The 14,654-nt window shown below is 55.8% G+C and carries 9 protein-coding genes and 1 other RNA gene; 5 read left to right on the forward strand and 5 right to left on the reverse strand.

Annotated elements, in window-relative coordinates; all coding sequences use genetic code 11:
• Positions 1-155 precede the first annotated feature (155 nt).
• The 3 genes from C7378_RS03850 to C7378_RS03860 form a co-directional block, all read right to left on the reverse strand.
• Entirely contained in the window at positions 156-1,328 is a 1,173-nt protein-coding gene (locus C7378_RS03850; protein WP_243648049.1) for an amidohydrolase family protein, read from the reverse strand.
• A gap of 382 nt (positions 1,329-1,710) precedes the next feature.
• Positions 1,711-3,186 carry a xylulokinase gene (gene xylB / locus C7378_RS03855; protein ID WP_131991922.1) on the reverse strand — a complete coding sequence of 492 codons (1,476 nt, stop codon included), beginning with the start codon at positions 3,184-3,186 and terminating at the stop codon, positions 1,711-1,713.
• Between the two features lie 48 nt (positions 3,187-3,234).
• Positions 3,235-4,740: a glycosyl hydrolase family 39 gene (locus tag C7378_RS03860; protein WP_207901323.1), complete on the reverse strand. Its 1,506-nt coding sequence runs from the start codon at positions 4,738-4,740 to the stop codon at positions 3,235-3,237.
• Positions 4,741-4,921: 181 nt separating this feature from the next.
• Between C7378_RS03860 and C7378_RS03865 the strand changes: the two genes are divergently transcribed.
• A complete protein-coding gene (locus C7378_RS03865) occupies positions 4,922-5,473 on the forward strand; it encodes an NUDIX domain-containing protein (RefSeq protein WP_131991928.1) in 552 nt (183 codons plus the stop codon).
• A 15-nt stretch (positions 5,474-5,488) separates the two neighbouring features.
• On the opposite strand, the gene C7378_RS03870 is transcribed toward C7378_RS03865, so the two are convergent.
• On the reverse strand, positions 5,489-7,090 hold the full coding sequence (locus C7378_RS03870; protein WP_243648050.1) for a DHA2 family efflux MFS transporter permease subunit: 1,602 nt from the start codon (positions 7,088-7,090) through the stop codon (positions 5,489-5,491).
• A 200-nt stretch (positions 7,091-7,290) separates the two neighbouring features.
• Between C7378_RS03870 and ssrA the strand changes: the two genes are divergently transcribed.
• The 4 genes from ssrA to C7378_RS03890 all read left to right on the forward strand — a co-directional run bounded on the left by ssrA (position 7,291) and on the right by C7378_RS03890 (position 11,553).
• Positions 7,291-7,641, forward strand: a transfer-messenger RNA (tmRNA) gene (ssrA, locus tag C7378_RS03875).
• An 876-nt stretch (positions 7,642-8,517) separates the two neighbouring features.
• Positions 8,518-8,853, forward strand: coding sequence for a hypothetical protein (locus tag C7378_RS03880; RefSeq protein ID WP_131991931.1), 336 nt, complete (start codon positions 8,518-8,520; stop codon positions 8,851-8,853).
• A gap of 384 nt (positions 8,854-9,237) precedes the next feature.
• Complete coding sequence (locus C7378_RS03885; RefSeq protein WP_131991934.1) at positions 9,238-10,053, forward strand: 2OG-Fe(II) oxygenase; 816 nt, start codon at positions 9,238-9,240, stop codon at positions 10,051-10,053.
• Positions 10,054-10,389: 336 nt separating this feature from the next.
• Complete coding sequence (locus C7378_RS03890; RefSeq protein WP_131991937.1) at positions 10,390-11,553, forward strand: glycosyltransferase; 1,164 nt, start codon at positions 10,390-10,392, stop codon at positions 11,551-11,553.
• A gap of 112 nt (positions 11,554-11,665) precedes the next feature.
• On the opposite strand, the gene C7378_RS03895 is transcribed toward C7378_RS03890, so the two are convergent.
• Positions 11,666-14,407, reverse strand: a complete 2,742-nt coding sequence (locus C7378_RS03895; protein WP_131991940.1) for a DUF5696 domain-containing protein — start codon at positions 14,405-14,407, stop codon at positions 11,666-11,668.
• Between the last annotated feature and the right edge of the window lie 247 nt (positions 14,408-14,654).

The following is a 14,654-nucleotide window of genomic DNA, read 5'->3' on the forward strand; positions in this document are numbered from 1 at the left end:
CGCTCTCACGGTTCTTGATTGATAAATCGGGTGGCCGTTCTATGAGGCAACTAGGAGTTCCTTCGTCAGTTTTGCTATCCCAAGCACATTCATGATGCGCTTTAGGTTGTAGGCCATCGTCGCGATGCCGACTCTATCATTCCTAATGTGACGCTCTAGGGTTCCAGTCTGGATCCGCTGTTGTAAATGACAATACCGTTGCGGATGGTGTAACGAAGTTGTGAGAAAGCAGTGACGTCTCGGGATGGGTCCGCGCGGAGGACCACGAGGTCCGCGTCGAAGCCATTTGCGATGCGTCCGCTGCGCGCGGAGAGTCCAAAACGCCGAGCAGGATTTGTGGTCAGTGACGCGAGAATCTGCTGATAGCTCATGCCTCCCCGAGACATCCACTTGAACTCTTCACTGGTGTCGAAGACATCGGTATACCCGACGTCTGTTCCGAACAAGACGTCACCTCCCGCGCGTAAGAACGCGTTCAACTGCTCGGCTGCGCGATTCATAACCTGCTCAAGGTCGGCGGCGGAGATGCTGCCTTTACGGGACTCATACTCCCACAGGGTGAGCGTCGGTGTCAGCGCCATGTGCGCTCCGACCAAGCGCTGCGCAAAGGCCGCGCTCCAAGGTTCATCGATGGGCGTCGTGTGGGCCAGGATGTCTACACCACTCTCAAGCGCGATCTCGATTCCCTTGTTGTTAGAGACGTGTGCGAAGACGGGCTTGCCGAGCGCGTGAGCTTCGGCCACGATGCCTCGGGCCATATCAGCTGGCATTGTGAGAATAACGTTTGGCTCGATGGAGTTGGCAAATATCTTAATTCCATCAGCACCATCGTGAACCTGCTGTTTGACCCGTTCCTCCGCCTCTAACGTGGACTGGATCTCCGGGATATTGACGTGATTGGTTTCGAGGAAGCTTTTGACGTAGATCGGAGTCTTGATCCAAAAGGGCTCGCCCACGGTAAGAATGCGCGGACCTTTCGTTTCGCCGGTCGCGATGCGGTGACGAATCAGGTTCGTGTTGTTGAGGACAGATGCGATGTCGAATACCGTAGTGAATCCCCACTGCGTGAGCATCGCCTGAAGCTGCGCCGTGGTTTCATCCGGTGAGAGCTTGTCTGCGTGGATCAAGCCGGGCGTAAGGATGTGGACGTGGCTGTTCCAGAAGCCGGCGGTGACAACGAGGCCTGTGCAGTCGATGATCTTAGCGTCCCGCGGGACTTTGACATCCGCACGCGGTCCAACCGCGAGAATGCGACCTTCGTGGATCAAGATGGAGCCGTGTTCGATCGGTGGATCGGTCGGGGACGGATATATCTTGGCGTCAACCAACGCAAGATCCGAAGCGCGACATGGGAAACCCCCGAAGAACGCAAGAACCAGTAGAGCAGCTAGCGCCTTCACGCGGAGTCCTAGACTCGAAACCATACGCTGAGCATAAAACAATCTGTCCGAGAGCGAGATCAACTCGCCGCGCAATCTCATCAGCACTGCCGAGCTGGCATGAGGCGATCAGTCCTCACAAGTTAGCTGGGACAGCGAAGCGATGAGTTTCGTAACAGCCTCGAACTCTAAGCCGCAAGCTCCCCGAGCGATAATCATTATCAGGCGATAACAATTATCGCTCGTGTCTGGATTTGCACCATATTCAGTGCGGGAATAAGCCCTCCGAGCGCGCACTTTGGCTGCAAAAGGCTCCCAATTCTAGGCTGATTTACTCTCCCCGAATCGCCCGCAGCGCCGGATAAATCCGACGGTAAACCTGGTAACCGCGCTCATATTCGGCCGTGTCTTCGGGCATGATCTGCTCCGCCACTTCGATCGCCGCCGCGCAGGCCGCATCCGTATCCGGCCACGCTCCTGCGCCCACACCCGCCAGCAGCGCAGCGCCAAAGGCCGCGCCCTCTTCCGCCACCAGCACGTCGCACGGGTAGTTGTAGATGCCCGCCTGGATCGCGCGCCACAGCGGGCTGCGCGCGCCGCCGCCGCCCAGACGCACGCCGTTCACCGGAATGCCCAACTCGGCGAAAAGCGTAAAGGTGTCCTTGAGCGAATAGGCCACGCCTTCGAGCACCGCCCGCACCAGATGCGCGCGCGTTGTGCCTGCTGTAATTCCGCAGAAAGCCGCCGTTGCATGCGAGTCAAGATGGGGTGTCCGCTCGCCCAACAGATACGGCGCCCACAGCACGCCGTCGCTGCCCGCGGGCACGTCCACCGCGTCCGCCGTCAGCGCCGTGTAGTCTTCCTGCGGCGCCAGGACCTCGCGCAGCCAGCGCAGGGAGAGCCCCGCCGCCTGCGTCACACCCATCACGTGCCAGCGTCCAGGCACCGCATGGCAGAAGGTATGCAGCCGCCCCAGCGGATCGCGCGTCGGCTCCGCTGTGGCCGCAAACACCACCCCCGAGGAGCCAATCGTCGCCGAGACGGAGCCAGGCTGCAGAATGCCCATGCCCACGGCTCCCGCGCCTTGGTCGCCTGCCCCCGCCACTACCACGGTTCCGGCACTCAGGCCGGTCAGGGCTGCAGACTCAGCCGATACCGCTGCACATACTTCCTGTGACTCGAAGAGCTCGGGCAGCCACGCCTCGTCGATCCCCGCCGCCGCGGCCACTTCAGAGGACCAGCGGCGATGCGCCACATCGAGCAGCAGCGTGCCCGAGGCCTCCTGCACGTCCATCGCATATTTGCCCGTCAGCCGGTAGCGTACGTAATCCTTGGGGCAGAGAATATGCGCGATCTGCGCGAAGATCTCCGGTTCGTGATCGCGCACCCAGAGCAGCTTGGTCAGCGTGAAGTTGGGGAGCGCCGGGTTGGCCGTCAACTCGATCAGGTGCTCCCGGCCCAGCTTCGCATGGAGCCAGTCACACTGCGGGCCGGTGCGCTGATCGCACCAGATCAGCGAGGGGCGCAGCACGCGGCCCTCCGCGTCCAGCATCACCGCGCCATGCATTTGGCCGGTCAGCCCGAGGGCCTTCACCTCGGCAGCGCTTACGCCGCTGCTCGCCATGACGCCCTTGATCGACTCCTGCGCGGCGCGCCACCAGTCCTCCGGATCCTGCTCGGCCCAGCCCGGCTGCGGGCTCCGAAAAGCCGCATGTTCACTCGCTGCGGAGGCGATCAGCTTGCCATGTTCATCTACCAGGACAGCGCGCGTGCCGCCCGTTCCCACATCCAGACCAAGAAAGTACACCGTCAGACTCCCGTTTGATAAAGCGATTCACTAGACGAAGCTAATGTATCACTGTGCGACGACGATTACCGCAAAAGGATCGAGCATCAGCCTAGTCGAGCTGGCTCGATAGGTCTGGACGGTTGCACCGTTTCGCGAGCTTTGGACGCCTGAAACTTCGCCGTGGCTGAACTCCGGTGGCAGCTCCAGCCGCATGGAGCGGTTGCGCTTGTTCACCAGCAGCAGCTTGCGCCTGCCGTCATGCACAAACCCCAGCGCCGCGATTGCGGAGCTGTCCTGCTTCACATCGACCACTGTGTCGCCGGCTGAGAAGTTGCTTTTGATCAGCTGCAGCACTGCAAAGCGGGCATTCGGCGCGCCAGTGGTCCAGTCGAGCAGCGTCACGCTTGGGAACTGCGATGGATAGCCGACCAGTTGTGATTCGCCGACCACGTCGATGCCCAGCTTCACGGTCTCCAGGTAGACATCGGCATAGAGCGCACCTGAGAGCTGCCAGTAGTAGGGGCTGATCGGCTTTTCGGCCTTCCCCGGAGTGCCGGGATCGCCGGGCAGAATTGAGCCAATTTCGTCGAGCGTCGTCCGCGTCTCCGGTGACAGACGCTTGCGTATTGACTCGATATAACGCACGGTCGAGAGGAAGCGCTCCGCCTGGTCAAAGAAGGTGTACTGCCAGTCCGAGACGGTCTGCCCAGCCGACGGAGTCGCATAGAAGTGGTAGGAGATCATGTCGAGCGGAATGCCGGGCTTGTGGTTTGCCGGGTTCAGGAAGTACTCAAACATCTCTGGATGGCTGCTGGGGTCGGCGAGCGCCAGCCCGACGAATTTCATCTTCGGGTTGTCCTTGTGGATCGCCGCCACAATGGCGTCGTAGTGTTGAGTGTAATCCTCGGCGGTCGTCTGGTGCTCGGAGTCGACCTCGTTGCCTACCTCCCAGTACGCGATCGGATAGTGGTGGCCGGAGTCATGGCGCTTGCCATTCTCGTCGATAAAGCCGCCGTTGGTGTACCAGTCCACCAGTCGCGCATAGTAGTCGCCAAGCTGTTTCCCGCTGGGGTCAATCAGCTGTGTGCCCTGCGTGTAGTCCCAGTCCACGTCATCAGGATTGGCGGGATAGGGAACCGGCTTCGGAGTTTTGTAGAGCCATGCCGGCGAAGTGCTGAAGTTGACGATGACCGGGTGGCCGGCTGTGGCATCGAGAAAGTCCGTAGTCATCGGGTCGATCCGGCTGAAGTCCCACGAAGTCGTCGTCTTGGTCGGCGGCTCCATCTCCGCCACTGCCAGCTTGGGATAGGGCAGCCAAGGCACATAGCGAACATAGTCTGCCCCCAGCGACTTCAGGTTGGCGAAGACCGCATCGTGGATCGGGGAAGCGCGCTCCAGCAGGGGATTGACCACTACCTGCAGCGTCGCCGTCGTCTTCGACGTTAGCAGTGGATGGTTCCAGTCCACCCGCACGGCAACATCGGAAGGAGCCTGGGCAAAGGCCGGGATGACCGCAAACAGTAAACCTGCGTATTTGAGCCGGCGGAGGATATCGCGAGCTGTGCTTTGCACGTTAAATTTTCTCCCTATTGAAGCAAAAGCATTGTAAGCATTTCTGCCCGGAGAATCCATGAACCGCGCGACTCCACGTTTCTGCTGCTTTCGGGCGCTCGCGTCTACCCGCACGCGAGCCCGAATAACGCAGCAGAAACATCAGTGGCGTGACTTCATGGCACAATGAAGTCACCCTCGTATGAGCATAAAAACACTCAGCAGTCGCGAAGTCTATCGCAACAACTGGCTCAGCGTGCGCGAAGATCAGATCGAGCGCAGCAATGGCGTGCCGGGCATCTACGGCGTCGTCGATAAGGATGATTGCGCCGTGGTTATCCCGCTCGACGGGGACCGAATCTACCTGATCGAGCAGTTTCGCTACACGATCCAGCAGCGTTGCCTGGAGCTGCCGCAGGGCGGCTGGGAGACGGCGGATATCGATCCGGAGCAGCTCGCGCGCGGCGAATTACGCGAGGAGACAGGCTTTAGTGCAGAGAAGATGATCTACCTCGGCACCATGTGGATCGCCTATGGCTTTGCCAAGCAGAAGCAGCACGTCTACCTTGCCACCGGGTTGACCCATGAAGGTGTCGATCCTGATCCGGAAGAGCACGATCTCATACTCCGCTCTGCCACGGTGGCAGAGTTTGAGCAGATGCTGCTCGATGGAACCATCCAGGACACCTGCACGATCGCTGCGTGGGGGCTCTACCGTTTATGGAAGGAACGGCAGCAGACCGGGGCTGTTTAGAGCGCCCGGCTGCGCTTAATGTCCCATTGCCTCTGCCGGCAGCTTCTTCATCCTGGGTGGTTTGCGCATGATGAAGGGCAGCGGAACCAGGCAGGCGATGATCACGCTGAGCCACCAGAAAGCATTCATGTAGCTCAGCATCGAGGACTGCCTGAGCATCTGCTGGTAGGCGCGGCCCACCGCCATCTGCGAAGCAGCCGCAGAACCCTGGCCGAGCCGCATCAACGCCTGCTCCGTCTGGCTCAGGTAGCGGGAGTAGGCGAAGCTACCCGGAACCGTATTGGCGGAAAGAACGGATTGGTGCACCTGTTGCGTCCGCTGTAGGAAGGTGGTCAGCATCGCCGTACCCGCGCTGCCGCCCAGGTTACGCGCAAAGTTGGAAAAGCTTGAGATCTGGTTATTCTTGTCCCGGGGAACGCCGACGTAGTTCAGTGTGCTGATGGGGATGAAGATGAAGGCCAGCCCCATGACCTGAAACATGCGCCAGAGAACAATCTGTCCGAAGCTTACATTCAGGTCGAGCCGCGTGAGGTTGTAGAGGCCAATCGCAGTGACGGAGTAGCCCAAGGCGACCATCAGCCGCGCATCCATCTTGCCAACTAATTTGCCGGCGATGGGCATCATCAGCATCATCATGAAACCGGCAGGCGACAGCGCCATGCCGGCGCGCTCGGCGGTATAGCCCATCAGTACCTGAAGAAACTGCGGGATCAGAACCGTGGTGCCGAAGAGCACCATGCCGAGAATCAGTTGCAGGAAGACGGCAGTGCCAAAGTTGCGGTTCTTGAGCAGTTTGAGGTCGACGATTGGATCCTCGTGGTTCCACTCCCACCAGACGAAGAAGACCAGCAAGGTTACGGCGATGATGGCAAACGTCGTGATCATTGGACTGCCGAACCAGTCCTTCTCCTGGCCCTTGTCGAGGACGAATTCGAGGCAGCCTACACCCACCGCAACCAGTCCGAGCCCCATGCCGTCGACTTTACCCGCCTTGTCCTTCTGGACCTTGAGGTACGGTGGGTCTTCGACCATCCTGTTACTCAGATAGAGAGAGAGCAGGCCCACCGGCACGTTGATAAAGAAAATCCAGTGCCAGGTGAAGTTATCGGTGATCCAGCCGCCGAGCGTGGGCCCGATGGCCGGCGCGACCACGACGGCCATTCCATAGAGAGCAAAGGCCTGTCCTCGCTTGCTGACAGGAAAGGTGTCGGCGAGAATGGCCTGCTCACTGGGCGCCAGGCCGCCGCCGCCGATGCCCTGCAGCACACGGGCCAGGATCAGAATGGGCAGCGTCTGGGCCAGTCCGCACAGCACCGAGCAGACGGTGAAAATGACCACGCAGGTCATGTAGAAGCGCTTGCGCCCAAAACGGGTAGCGAGCCAACCGGAGATAGGCAGGACGATAGCGCTTGAGACCAGGTAGCTGGTCAGCACCCAGGTCGCTTCATCCTGGCTGGCGCCCAGCGACCCTGCCATGTGGGGCAGGGCAACGTTGGCGATGGAGGTGTCGAGCACCTCCATGAACGTGGCCAGCGTGACGGTGAGCGCGACCAGCCATGGGTTATGACTCGGCTTCCAGTCGTGCCAGTCCTCGATGTCGGCTATCTGCTTAGCCAAGGTTGGTTTGCCCTGTTGCTTGGAATGACATTTGGATTAGCTTAGCAGGGGATAGTTTCATGAAAAAACGACCGGGGCCGCGGGGTTACTCCGGGTTTTCAGGCGGATTGATCGACTGCAGGAGCGACGCGCGAGTGCAAAGTTATTCTGCGCGGTGGCGTATACTGAAGGTGACTCACTGAAGTTGCCGCTTCAGGACTGGGGGCGTCACGGTTTCGACGGGATTGTTCGCGGCAAAGAGGCATGCAGGGGTGTGGGCACCCTTAATCGCTCGCAAAATGATAATTGCCGATCATCAACTGGCATACGCAGCTTAATTAAATAAGTTGCCGTTCTCCGTGGCTTTGCCTGTGGGCCGCGAGCGAACGTCGCACAGCAGGCTGGATTTCGTGGCTCGGTCCGTGTCACGGAGTTAAGATCATCGGACTAGTGCCAGGCGCATCTTGCCGCTTCTGAGTTCCTGGTGCGAAACCTTCGGAATGCGGCTGAGCATGGAGTCTCTTTGTTGACATCGATTTCGGACGCGGGTTCGACTCCCGCCGCCTCCACCAATATTTCCGCACACTCCCGTCTCGGAGCATGCGCTTTCTGAGAAAGTCGTATATCTGTGTATCGCCACTTGAAGCGATGGGCGTAGCTGTGGAGAGTCAGTTGTAGGCTCGACGCCGCGTCGACTAGGCTAAAGCGGCACGATGAACCACCAAGGAGATGGATCGCCCAAGGTTCCTTTGCTGCGTCTCACTTTTCCTTGTGTCTCAAGCCGTACAAAACTTTCAGCCACCTGGTGTCGATTCGATCTAAGGTATTCTGCCATCTCGGCTGACTTGACGAGTAGAATCCCCGCACCAGTCGTTGGTCGCGGCCCTTTCCATAAGGCTGGATTTGCCATCGCTGCCAAGACGCGAGAGTCGATATCCTGTTCGCTTTTTTCTTGACGTTCGCGTCTCCAGGCATTCCGGTTTGGGTAAAACCAAATGAAGATACCACCCGTGACGTTGCCAAACAGCCAACTGCAAAAGGGGATGCCCCAATGAGACAGGACAAGATGCCAGAAGTTCGCCATGCGGAAATTGTAGTTTGTTCGCCTCAGTTCCTCCCGTCCCAGCACAGTAAGCTCATTGTGGGGTCCAGCACCCTTTCTTCCTCGTTCCGATCTGTGACATATTTGCGGTGCAGAGCTGACGGTGCCGACCGCGAATGAAGAACGGCGCCTCACAGTGTTTCTGCGCTGAACCTGTGTTTACGGTCAGATGATCGTTATGGCAGTTTGACTGAGCGCAGGCATGTGGCGTCCGGTCGAACCTGAAAGCTTATCGCAATTTTCTGGCAATTGCCTATGGCACGCTGTTCTTAGATACGAGCAGCACGTTGCCGAGTCATCTGCGGCGACATGCAGTTGCCACTTGCGTTTGGAACCGAGAAGGACGATGGATGATTTGAAACCCGATGATGAGCCGGAAAGCGCCGCCGGCATGTTGAAGGCTCCTGCGGTCACCCATGAATCCGAAACCATTTCAAGAGGGGGCAATGAAAAACCCGCTACGATACCCGCGCCGGAGAATGTGATCGCATCCACTCCAAAACTATTCTTAAAGCCGGGTCCCCGTCCTGTTCCTGCACCGCCAGCGCAAGTGGCTCCGCAGCCAGCTTATCCACCCCCCAGCTTTCGACTGCAGAGGTATATTCCGCTGCTGTTGATTGTGAACGCCATTCTCATGCTGGTCTTAATGTTGGTGTTCTTCTTCTTTTCAGGGCATCGCTGATCAGGAACAACCGCAGCAGCCTGATGAGTCTATAGCTGAAAATGGGGAAGGTGATGCGGTTGTGCATCCCGTGCTGAACGAGCCTTAGCGAAATGACTCAGGTTTGGAGCGCACACCCATTATTGTGCAAGCAGCTTCACATCGCTCCGATTGCAGGCTTGCATATCCGCATCGTCAGGCTGTAGTTCTCCTGGTTATCGTTCATTATCAGGGGAAAGCAGCGTCATATCGATAGTTAAACAGTCTCTGCTGGCCATCCCGGCTGAGAAATTGCTATTTCCTCTACTTCTCTCAAAATTGTAATTCTGGCCAATCAATTGCATTGATAGCTGCGTCAATCGGCCTATTTGTGGCAGGCCGAGTTGGCCGGGGGCTAAGAACAACATGAAATACACTGCCGGGATGGAACTGGTCTCATACCTAAGAGATCAAGTACGGCTGCCTGAAAGTAGTGAAGTTCTCGCTGCCAGATATAAGAGCGCAGCCCCATATCCCCACCTGATCCTCGATGAGGTCTTTCCGGAAGAGTTGCTCAGATCGCTGACCGAAGAGATGACCTTAAGCGATTCGAAGAACTGGATCCACCACGATACAGAGCGGATCAATAAATATGGCAGTAAGTCAGCCATAGGACTCGGAGAAACAGGGTTTACTCTGCTGTCCTATCTGCACTCAGCAAATTTTCTCTACATACTTTCCGAGGTGACGGGGATCTGGAATCTGCTTCCCGACCCGTATCTGCATGGCGCCGGCTATAGCATTATCCCGCCCGGAGGTAAGTTTGACGTCCATGCGGATCGAAACTATGACCCGCAGACAAGCCTTACCAGGCGTCTCGCCATGATTATCTATCTCAATCGAGATTGGAGACCTGAATATGGCGGACAGCTCGAACTATGGGATAAGTCGGCTAGTCAATGCGTTGCCAAAGTTGAGCCTATCTTCAACCGTCTGATCCTAATGGAGATAGAAGACGGAAACTATCACGGTATTCCTAAAGTTGTTGCTCCCGAAGGCAGATCGAGGCATTCCTTCATGGTGTACTACAACACTGCAGGAGCGCCAGTTGGCAAGGAAGGTGGCGTGCATGGATCCATCTACGCCCCTCGTTGTTACGAAGAAGAAAGCGCCATCCGCAAACTCGCAAAAAACATTACACCGCCAATCCTTTTCAACTATGTTCGCAAGAAAATTGTGTGATTCAGAAAATTGTGAATTAGCCGCGGATGAGGTATCCACTCGATTTCCCTGGTGGCTGGAGTGCAGCAATGTGCAGACAGATAGGCCCCTTCGTAGCAGTCCATGAGGCAATCCAGTTTTTGAGGTTATATGGCACGAAGCCGTTTCCACAGTAGTTCAAGACTCGTGAGGCAAACTTTCAGGCTGTTTGAGCTTTTGATTTTGATGGGCCTGATTGTGGCAGGTACTGTGCTTAACTTGCTTTTTGGCTGGTTAGGTCTCCTTGTTAGACCATCAGTTCCCAGGTCTTCGGTCGAGCGATCGTACACACCCTAAGACAACAAGTAAGGCATAGAAATGCGCGTAGCGATAATACATTACTGGTTCCTTGTCTCTGGCGGCGGCGAGCGTGTTATTGAAGTGCTGGCAGATATGTATCCGGATGCCGACATCTTCACGCTTTTCGCGGAAAATAAGTCGATCCCTGCGAATATTGACGCACGACGCATCAAGGCATCATTTCTAAACAAATCTAAGCTCGCGAGGCGAATGAATCGCGCGCTGTTCCCCGTTTATCCGCTTGCGGTTGAATCTTTTGACCTTCGCGACTATGACCTTATTATTTCAAGTGACTCTCCGCCTGTTAAGGGCATAGTTACTGAACCCCATCAACTGCATTTGTGCTATTGCCATACTCCGGGACGCTATCTGTGGGATTATTACGATACGTTTCGGCAGACACTTCCATGGGTTGCTCGTCCGGGGTTTTCGATTGCCACGGAATATGTGCGCAGGTGGGATTACTCCGCGGCACAACGAGTGGATGGCTTCGCCGCTAACTCACATTTTGTTGCCAACCGTATCGAGAAGTATTACAACCGGCGAAGTACAGTCATCTATCCGCCGGTCGATACGGCTCACTCCTTTTTATCCCATCAGCCTGATGAGTACTATCTGCATGTGGGAAGGCTCGTAGCGAGCAAGCGCGTTGATCTGATGATAGAGGCCTGTAATCGGCTAAACCGTAAGCTCCTGATCGCCGGAACCGGGCGTGAAGAGGGATATCTCAAGTCGTTGGCGGGTAAGACGGTTGAGTTTCTAGGCAGAGTTCCCGATGATCAATTGCCAAATTTATATGCAAACTGCCGCGCACTTCTGTTTCCCGCGGAAGAGGATTTCGGAATTGTTCCACTGGAAGCGCAGTCTTATGGAAGACCAGTCATTGCGTACGGGAAGGGAGGATCACTGGAAACAATTAAGGGCCATCCGCGTGAATCCTTTCGAAGCGGCCTATTCTTCCACGAGCAGAGTATCGATGCCCTGTGTGACGCGATGCTCGCGTTTGAAGATGTAGAACATCTGTTTCATCCTCAGGCAATCCAAGAGCATGCTCGCAGTTTCGATACAAGTGTTTTCATTCGCAGGATGCGTGACTTTGTAGGCAGTGCTCTGCATGACCATTCATCCCTGGAGGCGCGTGAGGAGGGTGATCGCGCTGAGCTTCCACGGGTCGCGTCCTGATCAAAATGGGCAGAGGCGATGAAAACAGTGCAGCCGGAATTGCGTTATGAGTACAGATGGCGCAATTCCGGCCGCGGGCTAATTTATTGATCGCAGCACGAAGACTGTAACTCTACTGAGCTGTCCATTGACATGCATGCAACCCGGCCAGATTAACTTGCCAGAAGCCGCCACTAACCGAATGCGGTTGTATGTTGGCCCCTGAATCACAGGTAAGCATGGATGGCATCGGAACGACCGCCCCGTTTACTTGCACGGTTACGTTGCGATATCTGGGATAGTCGCGGATCGTCCAGGTCTTTGATGTACTGGTAGTGTTACTACGCTCCAGCCATACCATGCCATCTGTATGAATCGCTTCAAAGTTGACTACGGAACCTGACGCGTTCATTCTGGGGTCCCTGGTAGGGGGAACCACTGGCACCGGGGTGAATGTGATGCTGTTGCCCCCGTTTGCTACTGTGATGTTGCCGAGCATGTAGCGGCCTGTGCCGTCGCTGTTGCCATAAAGAGAGGCGCGGCTACCGTTGTTCGTGTAGTAGATTCCTACTCGAACTGAGTATGTGCCATCAGGTACTATGCCGGGGAGATGGAACTGAAAGAGGCTAGCCTGCTGTGTCTGCCCTGACTGCCACTCCGTGGCTGGAATGACAGTTGATTGAGTCTGGGCAGATACGATGCCGGCGTTAGTTGTGAGCTGTGGGTTAACCAGATGTAGAAAGACCTTTGCATCCGATGGCGCGGGACCGTTAATTACATTGAAGCCAACCTGCATCTGGAAGTTACGTGATCCAGTCTGACGGAAGCCTTCTACCTGTGGCTCAGCAAAGGCCTCGGCTGCGGCTAGATCGTTTTGATTTCGAGCATCTGCATATATATAGTCTGGCGTCTGGACGTAGTCTGCAATGATGCCGTTTTTACGAGCTGTATAGGCGAGATAGCCATTTCCTTGTGCGCCCCAGCCGAACTGGGGAATGTCCATATTGTTCCAGGAGACATCCACCGGTCGGCTGTTTGCAAAAAGTCTATCCCCGTTCGAATACGTGATCTGAACCTGAGAAAAGTCCGTACTCCCACTCTTCAACAGTGTGCTTGCATCAACCCAGCTACCATCATGTTCATACTGAATCGCCGAGACATTCTGTACCCCATAGCGGGCGGCCACCGGCGTGACAAGGTTTTGTTCAAGCAGTGCTCTTGGAACCGAACTCCAGAGATAGCCCCCAAGGAAAGGCGCATGGCCGTATGCAATCTCCTGCATGCGGTAAGCGTCAAGTGATTGCGTATTGAACATGTTCTCACCAGGACCCACCCAGCGTTCGTAATATCCCATGCCCTCATTTACCTGCAAGGGGTGAATGCGTGTCAGATCAAAATCGACAAAGAGAGGGGCTTCCAGTCCGATCGGAATAGGCGCGCCTTCCCCTCCGAACTGCGCTTCAACACCATCGAGCAGTCCGCTCCAGAACCAGTGGTTTCTTCCTTCTCCGAATACGGGGCCACCATGTGTTTGTCTCTCGTAAGCCCAGAGCGCTGTGGTGGAGTCGCGATAAGTTGCAAATTTAGCTGCACCAGGCGTTGCTTGATCAAGATCATCGCGCCACCATGGTGTAGATGCTGAAAGAACATCGATAAAAGAGGCGGTCGTTCCATAGAGACTGTGAATTTCAGGGGACTCGGTTGAAGCGTTCGCCTGCAACATGGTTCCCTTGGTTGCGTAGGACTGGATGCCTGTGGCGTGGTTGAACCAGGAGAGCGCGAGTTGATCATTGCCCGTGCGAATCACTGCCGAGGGGGTGAATCGATCATAGTTGGGGTAGTAATCAGCATAGTTCTCGTGGAGTGCAACCAGGCAAGAATCATTTCTCGCTGCGGCCGTGGCGTCCTTGAGCCCTGTATCGCCGCCATAGGGCGCATAGGCTGGATATTGATCGGGTAGCGCATTGTCATAGCCGAAATGTTGCCAGCGATGAATGATCACGGCGCAGTTCCTGATACCGTTGTCTCCTAACCGCTTCAAGTAAGTGGCCATCTGCTCGAATTGCTGACCATTCCCTAAGTCAAAGACCATTTTCCCTGCCAACTGGCTAAGGTGTGGAGATGGAGGATTATGAATGACAGGAAAGACATCGTCGATATTCGGCGAAACCACAAATTTGAGAGTTTCGAGCAATGTGTTGTGCACACCGCCAGTTGTGGAACTGTAGATCGATCGGGTCGAGTAGAAATAGGATCCGTTGGAGTTGAAAGGATCGAAATATGCGTTAGCAAAGAGGTTCAGCGACTCAAAGTACTTTGGCGCCTGCGTGTAGTAAGGGACCGCTATCTGCCGGCTGCTCAGATTAGTAGGCCAGCCGCCGATATCAATGAAGGCGATATTTGGTACGTCCGACGAAATCGTCGCAGCCGCAATCTTTCCATCAAAAAAAGGTTTAATGATGACATGGGCCGGACGTCCCCACATTTGATAGCTGATTGCAATTCCGTTTGACCCACTGATGGAACCAAGTGAGACGTTTGTTACCACATAATTCCCGCCAGCGGGCAATACATAGGGGTTGAGCGATAACTCACCTACGGGCGAGCCCGAAAGGTGGGTGCTGATTTTGATTGTCCCAAGTGAATTGCTGCTGCCTTGCGCAGGTGCGACCCAGTCATACTCAATGGTGCCAGTTGAGTATGAGTATTTGAGGGCTACTCCATTTGCGAGCATCGAAGTGCTGGTACTGTATGCTCCTTGTCCCAGACACGAAGACCAGACAGGGATGAGGAGTACAAAAATTAGTGAAAGGTATCTTTGTGAGAAGAATAGCTCACGAAGCAGGAAACGACGAACGGCGGGGGATTCGCCCATAGTTACCATCCTCAGGAGACACGGAAATGCCTCAGCTAAATTAAGCGCAAGAAGTCGAACCGGATGCCCGAAGCGCCCGGTGGATTATATCAGTGATACTAAGAGTGTTATCTGCAAGCTAGTTTAGCGGGGACGTCAGGTCAAGCAATAATTTGCATATCTGACTACTTTTTGTCCGGAGGGTAATGTAGTTCGGAGGATAATCGTGACAAGAATCGTTTCTGCATGTGCTACTGCGGTTCTATGC

The sequence above is a fragment of the Acidipila rosea genome (genome assembly GCF_004339725.1).
GTDB lineage: Bacteria > Acidobacteriota > Terriglobia > Terriglobales > Acidobacteriaceae > Acidipila > Acidipila rosea.

Excerpts from the sequence above, each read along its gene's own strand:
- C7378_RS03865 (WP_131991928.1), top strand. The coding sequence starts at position 4,922 with ATGAGCATAAAAACACTCAGCAGTCGCGAAGTCTATCGCAACAACTGG.
- C7378_RS03880 (WP_131991931.1), top strand. The coding sequence starts at position 8,518 with ATGGATGATTTGAAACCCGATGATGAGCCGGAAAGCGCCGCCGGCATG.
- C7378_RS03885 (WP_131991934.1), top strand. The coding sequence starts at position 9,238 with ATGAAATACACTGCCGGGATGGAACTGGTCTCATACCTAAGAGATCAA.
- C7378_RS03890 (WP_131991937.1), top strand. The coding sequence starts at position 10,390 with ATGCGCGTAGCGATAATACATTACTGGTTCCTTGTCTCTGGCGGCGGC.
- C7378_RS03895 (WP_131991940.1), bottom strand. The coding sequence starts at position 14,407 with ATGGGCGAATCCCCCGCCGTTCGTCGTTTCCTGCTTCGTGAGCTATTC.